The organism is Gordonia sp. NB41Y (assembly GCF_030718915.1).
Taxonomy (GTDB): Bacteria; Actinomycetota; Actinomycetes; order Mycobacteriales; family Mycobacteriaceae; genus Gordonia; species Gordonia desulfuricans.
On the sequence record NZ_CP132196.1, the window covers coordinates 4,385,244 to 4,398,007 of the forward strand.

Consider the following 12,764-nt stretch of genomic DNA (forward strand, 5'->3'; position numbering starts at 1 on the left):
GGCCGAGATCTGCCGGTGCGGCTGCGGGTTCACCAGTCGTCGAGGGTGGCGTACCCGTCCTGGATCGCACGGACGAACAGACTCGACTTGGATGTCGCCGGGCGCCCGGCCGACTCGTATTTGACCCGAATCCGCGAGATGTGGGTGCTCACCGTCGACACGCTGATGAACAGTTCACCGGCGGCCTCCTGCTTGGATTCGGCGCGTAGCCACGTGAGCATCACCTCGATCTCACGGTCGGACAGTCGGGGCCGCCGGGAAGCCGGTGCGGGGACGACGCGCAGACGACCGGTGGGGGTGGGTGCGGACCGTCCGGGCGGTGCGGGACGGTCGGTTCCGGTGATGATCGCTGCCTCCTGGACGAGGGATCGGTGACCTCGGATCGAGTGGGGCACCGTTGTGCGGATGGGTGGACTGTCGTCCGTTCGGGCCAATCCTGGTCCCAGGACCCTCGCGGGGACGTGTCGAAACCGTGAGCAGAGCCAAGTCGATACGAATTCCGATACGCTGACCTGCGCAAATGTGGCCGGCGGAGGGGATTCGGGATGAGCCCGGAATCTGTATCGACTCGCGACGAGCTGGGTCGTGCACTGACCCGGCTGCGTGAGGATTCGGGTCTGAGCGTGCGCGATGTGGCGACCGAGGCGAACGCCCTCCTGGGCACCGTCGCGGGCTGGTTCGCCGGACAGCACGCCCCGACCAAGGCCAGTCGCGAGATGTTCGAGCGGGTGCTGCGGACGTGTGGCGTGGTCACCGACGACGACCTCGCGCGGTGGTGGTCGGCGGCCGAACGCTCCTCGCGCCGGTCGCGTAGGCGTGCCACGGCCGACTGCCCCTATCGCGGTTTCGAGGCATACGGCACCGCGGACGGGTCGGTGTTCTTCGGCCGGGACGCCGTCGTCGACCGGCTGGAGCGGACCCTCGTCGGGCGTCTGCCGGATGAGCCAGTGACCGATCCGGCGCAGGGGGAGCCGTACCCGGCGCTGGTGGTCGTCGGCGCGTCGGGGGTGGGCAAGTCGTCTGCGGTGCGGGCCGGTCTGCTGGCGCGGGTGGGTGCCCCGGGTCCGCTCGCCGGCTGGCGCTCGGTGATCGGGGTTCCCGGAGACGACCCGATCGCCTCGCTCGCGGCGGCCTTCGACGGGATCGCCGAGGTGCCTGCCGACGTGCCGGTGGCGGTGGTGATCGATCAGCTCGAGGAGCTGTGGACCCAGCACGATCAGGCCACGCGGTCGGCGTTCCTCGCCGAGATCGATCGGCGGACGGCCGGGCGCCGGGCGGTGGTGGTGGCGGTGCTGCGTGCCGACTTCTACGGGCGGGCCGCGGCGAGTGCGGCCTTCGCCCCGATCCTGGCCGCCGCCCAGGAGCTGATCCCGCCGATGACCCGCGCCGAACTGCGGGAGGTGATCGTCCGCCCCGCCGAGTCCGCCGGGGCCACCGTCGACGACGACCTGGTCACCATGCTCCTCGACGACGTCGCACCCGCGTCGCCGAACCGGCCGACCGACACCGGGGTGCTGCCGCTGCTGTCCCACGCGCTGCGCGCCACCTGGGAGAAGTCCGACGGCCGACGGCTCACCGTCCGTGATTATGTCGCCACCGGCCGGATCTCCGGCGCCGTGGAGCAGACCGCGGAGTCGGTGTACGCCGAGCTCGACGACACCGAACAGGCCACCGCCCGCCGCATCCTGCTGGCGATGGTCAACGTCGACGAGGACACCGTCACCCGCCGTACCGTCCGGCTCGCCGACCTCGGCCCGGACACCGCGCCGGTGCTCGACACCTTTGCCGCGGCCCGCCTGATCACGGTGACCTCGTCGCATGCACAGGTCGCGCACGAGGCCTTGCTGACCGCATGGCCGCGGCTGACCGAATGGATCGACGCCGACCGTGAACGGTTGCTGCTGTTGCGGCGGCTGCGGACGCTCGCCGAGCCGTGGGACAGCAACGGCCGGCCCGACGACCTGCTGCCGTCGCAGGCGCGACTCGAGATGTTCGCCACGCTCACCGACACCGACACCGCCGATCCCGCAGGCCGCGCTCTCACGGCACCGGCACCGGTCGGGACTTCGCAGGGCGATGCCGGTCGGATCGGCCCGGATGAGACCGGCCGTGACTTCCTGGCCGCGGGTGCTGCGCGGGTCCGTGACCAGGCCGAGCACGAGCAGCGTCGGGCCCGGCAGCTGCGTCGCTTCGCCACGTTCGCCGCGGTGTTCGGTGTGGTGGCGGTACTCGCCGCGGTGACCGCGGTGGTGGCCGGCGTCAATGCCGTGCACCAGCGTGAACGGGCCGAGGACGCCCGCAACCAGGCGCTGTCGCAGCAGATGGCGGTGGTCTCGGCCGATCTCGTCGACCGTGATCCGCTGCTCGCCGCGCAGATGGCGATGGTCGGATACGAGATCTCCCCGACGCTGGAGGCGCGATCCCAGCTGATCGACACCACCTCGGGTGCCCTGCCGATCCGCTTCGTCGGGGTGGCGGGATCGTTGCTGCTCGCCCGGTCGGGCCCGTTGGCGGCGGCCATCGGCGGCGCCGGCCAGGTGCGGTTGTTCGAGGTCTCCGACGACACCGGGATCCAGCGGCAGGTCGGCGACTTCAACGGGGCCACCGGGTCCGATGACCGTCTCGGTGCGGCCGCATTCCTCCCCGGCGGCAAGACGTTGCTGATCGGCAGTCGCGGTGCGATCACGGCCTGGGACGTCTCCGACCCGGCCCGTCCGGTCCGCGGGGGACAGGTTCCCGGCGTCACCGGGGACATGAATGCCCTCGCGGTGAGTCCGGACGGGCGCTTCGTCGTCGCATCGGGGCCCGATGTCGGCGTGCAGGCGTGGGTGTCGGCGGACGGGGCGTGGCGTCAGGTCGAACTGCCCGGAGCTGCCGGTGGTGTCGCCGGCGCGGTCGCCTTCAGCCCCGACGGTGCGACCCTGGCCACCTCGGCCGCCAACCGGCGCATCGACCTGTGGCGGGTGGCCGGAGACCGGATCGAACCGTCCGGACAGATCCACCTCGACGACTGGCGCGACAACGAACTCGCCCAGGGCCTCACGTTCACCCCCGACGGCACCCGGCTGGTCGCGGCGCTGCGCAGTCGCGTGGTGAGCGTGTACGACGTCACCGATCCGGCCGCCCCCCGCGATGTCCAGCGATTCGGCGGCTTCACCAGCTATGTCACCGCGGTCGCGGTGAACGCCGACGGCACGCACATCGCCGCCGCCGGCGCCGACAACTCGTTGCGGATCTTCGACCTCACCGCACCCGCCACGTCACCGCGGGTGCTGGCGAACTCGTCGAATGTGGTGTCGGTGGTCTTCGCCGGCCGGCATGTGATCGCCGCCAGCGACGACGGCCGGGTCCAGGACTGGCCGCCCGCCGACGACATGACCTTCGTCGGTTCCAACAACGTCTTCCAGATCCCGGTGGACGGTGCCGGTCGCCGGCTGGTGGCCGCCGACACCGGTACCGACGGCCGGCTCACCGAGTGGGACATCGGCGACACGGGGTTGACCCGGGCGGGTCCCGATCTGGTGCCGGCTCCCGGTCTCGTCTACTCCGGTGCGGTGGTGATGTCGCCGTCGGGCAAGGTGGTCACCATCGGCACCGTCACCGGTGAGGTGCAGTTCGCCGACTACTCCGATCCGGCGCGACCCCGGGTGATCGGTGCGGTCGCCGCGCAGCCGACCCTCAACGAGACGGTCGACTACAGCGAGGCCTCCGGACTCGCGGTCACCGGCGCCACCGACTCCAACATCCTCACCGTGATCGACGCGTCCGACCTGACCGCACCCCGCGTGGTCTCCACCTTCGACACCGGGGGTGGCGTGTGGTGGGCGTCCCTGGCACCGGACGGCCGGCACGTCGCGGTGGCCACGACCACCGGCGGTGTGCGGATGCTCGACCTGTCCGATCCGGCGCATCCGCGGGCACTGGCCGACCCGATCACCTTCGACGGGGCGGCACTCGCGGTGCGCTGGGACCGGACCGGTACGCGGGTCGTGGCCACCTCGGAGGAGAAGAGCGTGGAGGTGGCCGACGTGTCCGATCCCCTGCATCCGCGGACGGTGGCGACCATGGCCGGACCGGCCGGGCAGCTCTACAGTGCCGGGTTCTCCCCGGACGGTCGGCGCGTGATCGCCGGCGGCTCCAACTCGGAGGTGTGGGTGTGGGATCTCGACGGTGACTCCGCATCCGCCGGGCTGGTGTTGCGGTCGTTCCCGGGCCGGGTGTGGGATGTCCGGTTCGTCTCCGACAACCACATCCTGGTGTCCGGGCAACAGGGGCTGATCCGGTCCTGGGATGTGGAACCGCGCGCGGTGCTCGACGACGAGTGCGCCCGGCCCGGCGACGGGATCACCGAGGAGGAGTGGACCGTCCACGTCCACGGGCTGGACTACTCGCCACCCTGCGGCGGCAGATGATCCGGGGCCGCCGGGGCGTTCGACGAGGATCACAGGCCTGGCCGGGGGATCGTCGGGGAGCCGCGCAGTACCCTGGCCGGGTGCGATTGGTAGGACGACCGACCGAATCCGGTGATCTGACCCTGGCCGTGCGCACCTCGGGTACCCCGGGCGCAGCGCCCCCGGTCCTGCTGGTGCACGGGATGGGAGGCGATCACTCCACCTGGCGGTATTTCGCCGGGCAGCTGCGTGCGGCCGGGCGTGCCGTGCTCGCGGTGGACCTGCGTGGCCACGGCCGCAGCGGGCGCCCCGGCGACTATCGGCTCGAGTCGTTCTCCGACGATCTCCGGTATGTGCTCGACGATCTCGACGTCGCGCAGGTCGACGTCGTCGGGCATTCGCTGGGTGCGCATGCGTCACTGCGGCTGGCGATGTCGGCCCCGGACCGGGTGCGGTCGCTGGTGCTCGAGGAGGTGCCGCCGATGCCACGCGATCAGGCCGACGTCGACGAGGGCATCGTGATGGATTCCTCGCTCGGCGAGCGGGTTCGCGGTCTGGCGTTGCTGCTGGCCAACCCGATGCCGTTGCTGCGGTTCGACAGGGCGGTCGGCGGTCAGGTGGGGGCGGCGTTCGAGCAGGCCGAACCGCAGTGGTGGCAGCGGTTGGCGCAGGTGTCGGCGCGCACCCTGGTGATCTCCGGCGGGCAGCGCAGTTTTCTTCCGTCGCACCATCTCCGGACGCTGGCGGAGACGATTCCGGGTGCCCGCTTCGAGGTGATCGAGGCCGGCCACAGTGTCCACCGTGATCGGCGTCGCGAATTCTGCGGTGCCGCAGGAGGATTCCTCACACAGGCGTGAACCCCGGGGGCCTGTCCGCATGCCGGTGGGATCCGGCGGTGCCCGGGACGCGGTCGCCCCTCGTCGACGACGTCCCAGGCACCGACCTCAGGCCCCGATCCTGCTCTGGGCCGGCTTGTTGTGCAGCGGGCGGGGATCCACCCCGACCTGCTGCCACGCCTCATAGGCCCACGGCACGTACAGCCATTTCAGCGGCAACCGGTTGATCACCGGATTGAGTGCCCGCATGAACGCGGCGAATCGCTGGAAGCGCTTCTCCCGCTTGTCGTCCCATTCCAGGTCGCAGACCGTGCGCATCTGCGGCGGGAGCGTGCCCACCACGACGGTGCGGATGAACGCGTCGAGTGGTTTCGACACCACCCGCCACACCGGGGCGGGGATGCTCGCGGGCCGCGGGAACCCTTTTCGGATGTAGCCGGTGGCGTAGACGATGGTCTTGTGCGGGACGAAGCGGTCGAGCATGTCGTCCCAGTACGCCCGGAACTCGGCGTAGGTCTGCGGCTGGCTGCGGGCGCTGACACCGTACAGGTCGTACCAGACCTTGCTCTCCTCGAAGATCTGTTCCTTCTCGGCCTCCGAGAGCCGGCGGATGAAGGTGTCGGTGATGTAGAGCGTCTGGTCGACGAATGTGGCGTGCGCCCAATAGAACAGCTCCGGGTTGAGCGCGTGGTAGCGCGAACCGTCGCTGATGGTGCCCTTGATGTCCTTGTGGAAGTCGCGGACGGTGCGACCCCACTTCTGCGGTTCGGTGGAGTAGACGGTGCGCATCACCGGCGGCCCGGTGCGGCGGGCGCGGCCGAGGAAGTCGTCGAAGATCACCGAGTGGTCGAGGACGGCCTGGCCGAGCTGCTCGATGCAGTTCTCGGTGCCGGCGAGGCGCTGGAAGCCGAGCAGGCCGCGGACGTCGCCGTAGAACTTCCAGATCAGCGAGTCGGCACCGAGGCGTGGCATCGGCAGTGCGTCGTCGGGTGTGTCCGCGACGACAACCGGCTCCGCCTCGCGGATCGCGGCGTCGAACCCCTGGTTGACTGTCATGACAGGGACCATAACCCACTTTGGAACGGATATCTAGATTTGTTTCAACGGTGGGTTCCGGCATTGCCGGGCAGGTCCATGGCCGAAAGAGGGTGTGATGGGTGCCGTGGTGTTGCCGCCGGTGCAGGAGTTGCTCGAGAACGCCGTGGTGGTGCGGCTGCCGATGCGCACCCGGTTCCGTGGGATCACCGCCCGTGAGGTGCTGATCTTCCGCGGGCCGGCGGGATGGGGGGAGTTCGGTCCCTTCGTCGAGTACGACGACGAGGAGTCGGCGGCGTGGCTGGCCGCGGGGATCGAGGCCGCATGGTGGGGGCCGCCGGCCGCCCGGCGTTCTCGGGTGCCGGTCAACGCCACCGTGCCCGCGGTACCGGCCGCGGAGGTCGCGGCGATCCTGGCCCGGAATCCCGGTGCCACCACCGCGAAGGTCAAGGTGGCCGAACCCGGGCAGACTCTCGACGACGACGTGGCCCGGGTTGCCGCCACCCGGGAGCTGATCCCGCGGGTGCGCGTCGACGCCAACGGTAAATGGTCTGTGACGCAGGCGATCACGGCACTGAAGGCGATCGGCGAGCTGGAGTATGCGGAGCAGCCGTGTGCGACCGTCGAGGAGCTGGCGCAGGTGCGCCGGGCGGTGTCGGTGCCGATCGCCGCCGACGAGTCGATCCGCAAGGCCGCCGACCCGATGCGGGTGATCGCCGCCGACGCCGCCGACGTCGCCGTGCTCAAGGTGGCCCCGCTCGGCGGGATGCGGGCGGTGCTGGCGCTGGCCGACGAGATCGGTCTGCCTGTGGTGATCTCGAGCGCGCTGGACTCGATGGTCGGGATGGCCGCCGGGGTCGCCGCCGCCGCGGCGCTGCCCCGCCTGGACCTGGCCTGCGGGCTGGGTACCGGATCGTTGTTCGTCGCCGACGTCGCGCCGTCGTTCGCGCCCGAGGACGGTGCCCTCGTCCCGCGCTGGCCCGGCGCGGATGCACTACCGGTGCCGGTGGGTGCCGGGATGCTCGCCGACGCCGGGCGCACCAGGTGGTGGCGCGACCGGCTGACGCGGTGCCATCAGGTCCTGGAGCGCCGGATGCGGCACGGGGACCCGCGGTATGACGGCGTCGACCTGGGCTGATCGGAACCCACTAGAAACATTCGTCCAATTCTGTTCCAATGGATGTGTACTGGATCACACGACGGTACATGACCGGAGGAGGACGAGATGGTCGCGGTGTTGGCACCGGCACCTGCCGGCAGCGGTCTGCGTTCGGTCCCGCGGGTCGAGCGCAACGGCGTGCTCGAGATGATGGCCATGCGGCGCGATCCGTTCGGCTACGGTGAGCGACGCCGCGCCGAGTTCGGCACCATCTCGGCACTCAAGGCGCTCGGGATCAGCACGGTCACCGTGGCCGGTGCGCAGGCGGCGCACCAGATCCTGATGAACAAAGACCGCGCCTTCGCCAACGGTCCCGCCTGGAGCTACTTCATCGGACCGTTCTTCAACCGCGGCGTCATGCTCCTCGACTTCGACGAGCACCGCCATCACCGGCACATCCTGCAGCAGGCCTTCACCCCCACGGTGCTCAAGGGCTACATGCAGGAGATGCAGCCGATCATCGCCGAGGCGATCGGCCGGTTCCCGGTCGGTGAGGTACGGATGTTCGACCAGTTCAAATCGCTCACCCTCGACGTCGCACTCGAGGTCTTCCTCGGCGTCGAACTCCCCAAGGACCGTGCCGACCAGCTCAACAAGGCATTCATCGAGACCGTGCGGGCCGGCGTCGCCTACGTCCGCGCCCCGATGCCCGGTGGTCGCTGGTGGAAGGGGTTGCGCAGCCGCAAGGTCCTCGAGGAATTCTTCTACGAGACCATCCCGGCCAAGCGGGCCCGCGAGACCCCCGACCTGTTCTCGGTGCTGTGTCACGCCGAAAGCGAAGAGGGACACCGATTCACCGACGAGGACGTCGTCAACCACATGATCTTCGTGCTGATGGCCGCACACGACACCTCGACCATCACGATGACCCAGATGGCCTACCGGATGGCAGCCGATCGGCCATGGCAGGAGCGGGCGCGCACCCAGTCCCTCGAGCTGGGGCCAGAACTCGGCTACGACGACCTCGCCCGGCTCGACGTGCTCGACCTGGTGATGCGCGAGTCGTTGCGGATGTGCCCACCGGTTCCGGCGCAACCGCGGATGGCGATCAAGGACACCGAGATCGACGGCTACTTCATCCCGAAGGGCACGCTCGTGGCCATCCCGCAGCTCACCAACCACCGGGATCCCGCGTTCTACACCCACCCCGACACCTTCGACCCGGAGCGGTTCGCCCCCGATCGTGCCGAGGACAAAGGGCACCGGATGGCCTGGATGCCGTTCGGCGGCGGAGTGCACAAGTGCATCGGATTGTATTTTGGTCAGATGGAGATCAAGACGATCATGCACCACCTGCTGCGCGGGTATGAGTGGTCGGTCCCGGCCGGTTACGAACTCCCGATGGACTACAGCGCGCTCCCGGTCCCCAAGGACCGGTTCCCGGCGACGGTTCGGCGCCGGTGAAGGCGATGGGTTCGGACTTCGACACCACCACGTTCACCGACACCGATGCCGACCTCGGGCCCGCCGATTCCGGTGGGTCCGACGACGATCTGTCCGGTGCCGACGGCAACGGCACAGCCGCCGGGGGCAGCCGGCGCCGCCGCAAGGTCCGCAACACCGACAGCCCGGCCGATCAGAACGCCGCCATCCTCGCCGCGGCGGCCGCCGAGTTCACCGAGGTCGGGGTCCGCCGGGCCAATGTCGACGAGGTCGCCAAACGGGCCGGGGTCAGCCGCAGCACGCTCTACCGGCGCTTCCCCAACAAAGAGGCACTGCTGCTCGGGGTCACCTCCGAACTCTACGAGCGCGGGATGGAACGCCTCGTCGAGGCGGTGGCCGGACTCGGCCCGCGCGACGCGGTGGTCGAGGCCTTCGCCGCCGGAGCCGAACTGGTCACCGAGGACCCGCTGATGCGCCGCCTGGTGCTCACCGACTACGAGATGAAGTCCATCACCAAATCGGTGACCTCGCTGTTCATCGACGTCGTCACCGGACGTGTGGCCTCCACCCTGCGCAATGCCGGCGCCCAGATGCCCGACGCCGAGCTCATCGAGGCCGTCGAACTGCATGTGCGCCTGGTGATCTCATTTCTCGAAACTCCGGCCTCCGATGAGGCCCGGCAGGCGCCGGATGCGGTTCGCGCACTGGCGCAGAAGTACCTCGCCCCCATGATCTGGTGACAGGAGTAGGAATGACCCTGCGGGACAAGCTCTTCGGCAAGCGCAATCACGATGCGGTGGGTGCGGTGCTCGCCGACCGCGTGATCGCCGTGACCGGTGGTGCCCGCGGCATCGGGTTGGAGACGGCCACACAGCTTCTCGCCGCCGGTGCCCGCGTGGCCATCGGCGACGTCGACGCGGAGGTGCTCGGCAAGGCAGCCGCCGACCTCGGGGTCGAGGGCATCGTCGTCGACGTCACCGACCGGGGGAGCTTCACCGCCTTCCTCGACGAGGTCGAGAACCGGCTCGGCCCCGTCGACGTGCTGATCAACAACGCGGGGATCATGCCGGTCGGTTCCTTCCTCGGCCTCGACGCCGCACTGATCCGCCGCACCATCGACATCGACCTGCTCGGTGTGATCACCGGAAGCCAGCTCGCCGCCGCACGGATGGTGCCGCGCCGCGCCGGACACATCGTCAACATCGCCTCGGTCGCGGGCCGTCTGCCGATGCCCGGTCTCGCCGTCTACAACGCCGCCAAGGCCGGCGTCATCGAGTTCTCCGAGGCCCTCGACGCCGAACTGTCGGTCCAGGGGGTGCGGGTGTCGACGGTGATGCCGACCTTCACCAACACCGGACTCATCACCGGTCTGCAGACCAACCGCTACATCCAGACCGTCGAGCCGGAGGTGGTCTCGGCCGCCGTCGTCGACGTGATCGCCCGTCCGCGCACCCGCGTCGCCGCACCCGGCTTCATGCGCTGGGTGGACGCCAACCCGTCGTTCCCGCAGGCGCTCAAGCGACTCACCCGACGCCAGACCGGTCTCGACCGGATCTTCCTCGACGTCGACTCGACCGGACGTGCCGACTACGACGCACGCATTCGTGGCGGCGCGGTGGCGTCTGCCGCGGCGCCGGGGTCTGCGGTGTCGGGGTCTGTGGCGTCGAGTTCTGTGGCGTCGAGTTCTGCGGGCCGGTCGGCCTGAGTGGTGCGTTCCAGCACGATCGGTCGTGAGCGGGCGGCGCGACGCGAGTTGCGCTCGGCGGTTGACGATCTCGCCGACGCCGAGTACGCCGCCGGCCTCCGGCCGGGTCTCGCCTGGCGCTGGTGGGCGGTGATCGGGGTACTCGTCGTGGCGTCGGTTCTCGCCGCCGGGATCGGTGTGTGGGCGTGGGTGCACTCCGCCCAGACGCGCTCCGATGCCGAGTTCGAGCAGGCCGCCGCATCCACGGTGGCGCTCCTGTTGAGCCCGAATCCGCAGGACCCGCAACAGGTCCGGCGTATCCTCGACCGCGCCACCGGGGAGTTCTACGACGATTTCGCGCAGTCGTCGCAGGCGTTCACCGAGGTGATCCGCCGCAACGGTGAGGTGGCCTCCGCCGACATCGACGGCTCGGGGGTGTCGGCGCGCACCGCCGACGACGCCACGGTCCTCGTCGCGGCGACCGTGCACTACGAGGGGGCCGCCGGAACCGACCGGCAGTTCCGGTTGCACGTCGGGGTCGCCGAGGACGCCGGTGTGCTCAAGGTGTCGGCGGTGCAGTACCTGCCATGACCCGACTTCTGCCGGGACGCGACCGGATCCTGTCGCGCACACGGGCTTTCCTGGTGCTGTCGGCGGCCGTGGTGGTGCTCGCCGTCCTCGTCGCCGCGGTGGTGTGGGGTGTGCGGGCGGCCGACCGGCACCACACCGTCGACGACAACCGGATGTCGTTGCGCGCCCACGCCGGACAGATCGTCGCCACCGTGTTCACCGTCGACCGGGCACACTGGGAGGCCGACCGGGCGCGCGCCCGCGAGGTGATCGGCGGCGACTTCGCGAGCACCTTCGCCACCGCGCTGCGCAGCCCGCCCGCCGACGGCACCGCGGCGGTCACCTGGAGTCCGGGCACCGTGGCACTCATCGACGTCGACACCGAATCCGGCGCGGCACTCATCCGGTCGAATGTGGTCACCCGCACCGACGACGGGCACGAGGAGACCACCGCGCGTACCGTCCGCGCGGGCTTCGTCCGGCATGGCGAGGGCTGGCTGCTGACGTCGGCGGAGGTGATCACATGAGTGCGGACACCGACCGGTCGCAGTCGCGACGGCTCGAGGTGGCCCGTGACCGGGTCGACGCCGCGCGCCGGGCCGCCCGGGTGGCGCGGATCGCCGCTGCCGACGACCTGCGTGCGCGCGCGGTGCGCCGATCCCGCGCGGTGTGGTGGATTCTCGTCGCCGCCGTGGTCGTCGCGATCGCCCTGGCCGCCACCGCCATCGGCTATGCGATCTCCGATGCCCGCGCCGACGGTCGGGCCGAGACCCGCGACGACGTCCTCGACGCGGCACGCTCGGCGGCCACCACCATGCTCGCCGCCGACCCGGCACATGCCGACCGATACGTCCGCGACGTCCTCGCGCTGAGCACCGGTGCCCAGCACGACCGGCTCGAGCGTGCGCAGGCCGCGCTCACCGCGGCCGTCGCCGCCCAGCCCGGAGCGAGCACCGGCCGGGTGATCGCCGCGGGGCTGGCGACCGACCCGCCGTCGGACGATCCGGGTGCCGCCGCGGATGTGCTGCTGGTGGCAGAGGCGTCCAATCCCGAACTCGTCGGCGGCGACCCCGGCGCCGAACGGATCACGTTGACGTTCACCATGACCCGCGTCGACGGGAACTGGCTGGTCGGATCGGTGGTGCCGGGATGAGTCCTCGGATGTGGTTCACGGGGTTGCGGCGGGGCGAGCGTCGCCGGCTTCGCGTGGCCGTGCTGGTCGTCGTGGTCGCGCTGATCATCGGGGCACTCGGCTGGGTGATGGCGGTCCGGTCGGCGCCGCAGCCCGACGATGCCGAGCGTGCCGCGGTGTCGGCGGCGGCATCGGAGGCGGTGTCGGCGCTGCTCACCGTGACCGGCGGACGGGCCCAGGACCCGGCGGCGGTTCGCGCCCACCTCACCGAACCGTTGCTCACCCGGTACGAGAGTCAGGGCGCCGACCTGGTGGCACCCGGTGCGGTCGCCGCGGGCGCCACGGCCTCGGCGCAGGTGGTGGGCGTCGGGGTGCACGAGTACGGGCCCGAGCGGGCACGGCTGCTAGTCTTCGTCGATCAGGTGATCGATGTCACCGGAAAGGCGGCGGGTGGTGTACCGCTCACTGGGCATGCACCTTCCACAAAGTGGGTGGTCATGGCTAAGGTGAACGGAACCTGGCTGATGTCCGACCTGCTTCCGGTCGGCGACATCACCCGTTGACCTGGGGGGAT

General features: G+C 70.4%; 12 protein-coding genes. 10 read left to right on the plus strand and 2 right to left on the minus strand.

All coding sequences use genetic code 11. The annotated features are described in order from the left end of the window. Nucleotides 1–29: 29 nt before the first annotated feature. A complete protein-coding gene (locus tag Q9K23_RS19055; protein ID WP_020793666.1) occupies nucleotides 30–395 on the minus strand; it encodes a LuxR C-terminal-related transcriptional regulator in 366 nt (121 codons plus the stop codon). 150 nt (nucleotides 396–545) lie between these two features. On the opposite strand from Q9K23_RS19055, the gene Q9K23_RS19060 reads away from it, so the two are divergent. Both Q9K23_RS19060 and Q9K23_RS19065 read left to right on the plus strand, forming a co-directional pair. After that, the gene (locus tag Q9K23_RS19060) at nucleotides 546–4,412 is read left to right on the plus strand and encodes a helix-turn-helix domain-containing protein (RefSeq protein ID WP_053778516.1); all 3,867 of its coding nucleotides are present in this window, start codon (nucleotides 546–548) and stop codon (nucleotides 4,410–4,412) included. Nucleotides 4,413–4,492: 80 nt separating this feature from the next. Next, complete coding sequence (locus Q9K23_RS19065; protein WP_053778517.1) at nucleotides 4,493–5,248, plus strand: alpha/beta fold hydrolase; 756 nt, start codon at nucleotides 4,493–4,495, stop codon at nucleotides 5,246–5,248. Nucleotides 5,249–5,335: 87 nt separating this feature from the next. Here Q9K23_RS19065 and Q9K23_RS19070 read toward each other — a convergent pair whose 3' ends face one another. Then, nucleotides 5,336–6,283 carry an oxygenase MpaB family protein gene (locus Q9K23_RS19070; protein ID WP_020793956.1) on the minus strand — a complete coding sequence of 316 codons (948 nt, stop codon included), beginning with the start codon at nucleotides 6,281–6,283 and terminating at the stop codon, nucleotides 5,336–5,338. 97 nt (nucleotides 6,284–6,380) lie between these two features. On the opposite strand from Q9K23_RS19070, the gene Q9K23_RS19075 reads away from it, so the two are divergent. The 8 genes from Q9K23_RS19075 (at nucleotide 6,381) to Q9K23_RS19110 (ending at nucleotide 12,753) form a co-directional block, all read left to right on the plus strand. After that, a complete protein-coding gene (locus tag Q9K23_RS19075) occupies nucleotides 6,381–7,400 on the plus strand; it encodes an o-succinylbenzoate synthase (RefSeq protein WP_053778518.1) in 1,020 nt (339 codons plus the stop codon). Nucleotides 7,401–7,487: 87 nt separating this feature from the next. Then, on the plus strand, nucleotides 7,488–8,825 hold the full coding sequence (locus Q9K23_RS19080) for a cytochrome P450 (protein WP_020793179.1): 1,338 nt from the start codon (nucleotides 7,488–7,490) through the stop codon (nucleotides 8,823–8,825). Between the two features lie 5 nt (nucleotides 8,826–8,830). Continuing rightward, nucleotides 8,831–9,544, plus strand: a complete 714-nt coding sequence (locus Q9K23_RS19085) for a TetR/AcrR family transcriptional regulator (RefSeq protein WP_082366088.1) — start codon at nucleotides 8,831–8,833, stop codon at nucleotides 9,542–9,544. A gap of 11 nt (nucleotides 9,545–9,555) precedes the next feature. Next, the gene (locus tag Q9K23_RS19090; RefSeq protein ID WP_020793753.1) at nucleotides 9,556–10,509 is read left to right on the plus strand and encodes an SDR family oxidoreductase; all 954 of its coding nucleotides are present in this window, start codon (nucleotides 9,556–9,558) and stop codon (nucleotides 10,507–10,509) included. 3 nt (nucleotides 10,510–10,512) lie between these two features. Continuing rightward, a complete protein-coding gene (locus tag Q9K23_RS19095; RefSeq protein ID WP_261978084.1) occupies nucleotides 10,513–11,079 on the plus strand; it encodes a hypothetical protein in 567 nt (188 codons plus the stop codon). Then, entirely contained in the window at nucleotides 11,076–11,585 is a 510-nt protein-coding gene (locus Q9K23_RS19100; protein WP_305950239.1) for a hypothetical protein, read from the plus strand. Before Q9K23_RS19095 ends, Q9K23_RS19100 begins: the two co-directional genes overlap by 4 nt. After that, complete coding sequence (locus Q9K23_RS19105; RefSeq protein WP_305950240.1) at nucleotides 11,582–12,211, plus strand: hypothetical protein; 630 nt, start codon at nucleotides 11,582–11,584, stop codon at nucleotides 12,209–12,211. The genes Q9K23_RS19100 and Q9K23_RS19105 overlap by 4 nt, the downstream gene beginning before the upstream one ends. An 8-nt stretch (nucleotides 12,212–12,219) precedes the next feature. Next, complete coding sequence (locus Q9K23_RS19110; RefSeq protein WP_053778519.1) at nucleotides 12,220–12,753, plus strand: hypothetical protein; 534 nt, start codon at nucleotides 12,220–12,222, stop codon at nucleotides 12,751–12,753. Nucleotides 12,754–12,764: the final 11 nt, after the last annotated feature.

Coding starts and splice junctions, on each gene's coding strand:
- Q9K23_RS19060 (WP_053778516.1), top strand. CDS start 546: ATGAGCCCGGAATCTGTATCGACTCGCGACGAGCTGGGTCGTGCACTG.
- Q9K23_RS19070 (WP_020793956.1), bottom strand. CDS start 6,283: ATGACAGTCAACCAGGGGTTCGACGCCGCGATCCGCGAGGCGGAGCCG.
- Q9K23_RS19075 (WP_053778518.1), top strand. CDS start 6,381: ATGGGTGCCGTGGTGTTGCCGCCGGTGCAGGAGTTGCTCGAGAACGCC.
- Q9K23_RS19080 (WP_020793179.1), top strand. CDS start 7,488: ATGGTCGCGGTGTTGGCACCGGCACCTGCCGGCAGCGGTCTGCGTTCG.
- Q9K23_RS19085 (WP_082366088.1), top strand. CDS start 8,831: ATGGGTTCGGACTTCGACACCACCACGTTCACCGACACCGATGCCGAC.
- Q9K23_RS19090 (WP_020793753.1), top strand. CDS start 9,556: ATGACCCTGCGGGACAAGCTCTTCGGCAAGCGCAATCACGATGCGGTG.
- Q9K23_RS19100 (WP_305950239.1), top strand. CDS start 11,076: ATGACCCGACTTCTGCCGGGACGCGACCGGATCCTGTCGCGCACACGG.
- Q9K23_RS19105 (WP_305950240.1), top strand. CDS start 11,582: ATGAGTGCGGACACCGACCGGTCGCAGTCGCGACGGCTCGAGGTGGCC.
- Q9K23_RS19110 (WP_053778519.1), top strand. CDS start 12,220: ATGTGGTTCACGGGGTTGCGGCGGGGCGAGCGTCGCCGGCTTCGCGTG.